This is a genomic window from Aeromicrobium sp. PFPM2_SD2 (assembly GCF_057364525.1).
The window spans coordinates 1-1,983 of record NZ_JBNFNZ010000444.1 but is presented as its reverse complement, the minus strand read 5'-3'; the positions used below and the strand labels follow the sequence as shown (position 1 = coordinate 1,983).

Annotated in this window: 2 protein-coding genes and 1 pseudogene; 2 read left to right on the top strand and 1 reads right to left on the bottom strand. The window is 74.1% G+C overall.

The window, feature by feature from the left end:
- Positions 1-163: 163 nt before the first annotated feature.
- On the bottom strand, positions 164-652 hold the full coding sequence (locus tag AC2W7G_RS14860) for an ABC transporter permease (RefSeq protein ID WP_485869120.1): 489 nt from the start codon (positions 650-652) through the stop codon (positions 164-166).
- Positions 653-699: 47 nt separating this feature from the next.
- Between AC2W7G_RS14860 and AC2W7G_RS14855 the strand changes: the two are divergent.
- Positions 700-1,164 (top strand): annotated as a pseudogene (locus AC2W7G_RS14855) (FadR/GntR family transcriptional regulator); the annotation flags it as partial.
- Between the two features lie 118 nt (positions 1,165-1,282).
- The coding region (locus tag AC2W7G_RS14850; RefSeq protein ID WP_485869119.1) for a cache domain-containing protein at positions 1,283-1,983 on the top strand (701 nt) is incomplete at its 3' end.

Below are 1,983 nucleotides of genomic sequence, written 5' to 3'. Positions count from 1 at the left end.
CCCGCGCTTCGACCTCGTGCCGCTGCCGCTCACGTCCGGGCGCCGGCCGGTCAGCATCGCGCTGCACTGCGCGTGGTCGCCGGACCACCCCCGGCGCCGCGCTGCTGTCCGACCTGGCGACCGGCTGCGGGCCTGGGTCGCCGAGCGCTACGCCTAGCCGCCGTCAGCGGACGGTCTCGGCGTCGCCGGCGATGCGCTGGGCGATCCAGATCGGGACGATCGACACGACGATCAGCACCACGGCCACGACCGCGACCACCGGCGCCTGGTTGGGCCGGAACAGGTTGTTGAGGATCCAGATCGGCAGCGTGTTCGTGCCGGCACCGGCGGTGAACGTCGTCACGATGATCTCGTCGAAGCTCAGCGCGAACGCGAGCAGGCCGCCGGCCAGCAGCGCCGAGCGCAGCTGCGGGAACGTGACCAGGCGGAACGTCGTCCAGAGCCCCGCGCCGAGGTCGGCCGAGGCCTCCTCGAGGTTGCCGCCCATGCGCCGCAGCCGGGCGATGACGTTGTTGAACACCGTGACGATGCAGAACGTCGCGTGGGCGACGATCACCGTGACGATCGACAGCTGCACGCCCATGATCCCGCGGAAGGCGTTGTTCAGCGCGATGCCGGTGACGATGCCGGGCAGCGCGATCGGCAGGATCACCAGCAGGTAACGGCGAGCGCCTGCCCAGCGAGCCGGAGCTGGCCGCGATGCTCGGGGTCGCGACCGTGACCGCGCGCGAGGCGCTCGTCTCGCTGCGCGCCCAGGGCCTCGTGACCACCGTGCGCGGGCGCGGCGGCGGCTCGTTCGTCACGCGACCCGACGGCCAGGACGACCAGCGCCTGCACGACCGGCTCGCCGCGATGACCCGCGTCGACCTGGCCGACCGGGGCGTGCACTACGCCACGATCCTGGCCGGCTGCGCGGAGCTCGCCGCCGAGCGGGCGAACCCCGAGGAGACCGAGGACCTGCGCGAGATCGTGCTGCCCGAGCACGTCGACGACGTCGGGTCGGTGCGGCACGCCGACACCGAGCTGCACGTCGCCCTGGCCGCGCTGACGCACTCGGCCCGGCTGGCGCGCGACGTCATGCGGGTGGAGTCGGAGTTCGGCGTGCTGCTGCGCCTGCCCCTGGCGGCGGCCGACCATCAGGAGACGGTGCGCGCCCACCAGGTCGCGCTCCTGGACGCGGTCGCGGCGCACGACGCGGCCGCGGCCCGTCAGCAGATGCGACGCGCGTCCGCCAGGCGCTCGGCGAGCTCGCCGAGCTTCACTCGAGGATCCGGTGAGGCCCATGTCGACCACCCACGTCACCTCCGTCGACGACTGCGTCCGGGCGGTCGAGGAGTTCTTCCACCCGCTGCAGTCGACGCTGACCTCGCTGGGCCAGCGCCTCGTGCCGCTGTTCGACGAGCCGCCCGCCTCCGACGCGCGCCTGCGCGCCGCGCTGCGCGTCGAGGTGCTGGCCGACGCCCACGCGATGGGCGCGGGCTTCGTCGTCACGCCCGGCCTGCTCGCCGACGACGACTACCTGCTGGCCTGGTGGCAGGGCGACGGCAAGGAGCCGCTCACGCGCTCCCCTGCGCTGGTGCAGTCCACCGACTACAGCCGCCAGGAGTGGTTCCGGACGCCGCTGCGCACCGGCGCGTCGCACGTGACGGGCCCGTACGTCGACTACGTGTGCACCGACGAGTTGACGCTGACCATCACCGTGCCCGTCACCCGCGGCGGCCGGATGCTCGGCGTCATGGGCGCCGACGTGCTCGCCTCCACGGTGGAGAAGTCCCTGCTCGCGACCTTCGCGGGCGCCGGGGCGACCCTGGCCAACCGGCACCACCGCGCCGTGCTCTCGGCCCAGCCGCAGGTGTTCGCCGGCGAGCCCGTCGACCCGCACGCGTACGCCGTCAGCCGGCCTGCCGCGGGCTCCCGCTGGACGTCTACGCCTGACGCGACGAGGGCCACCCGCCGGCGGCCGGGTGCCCTCGTCGTGGAGCG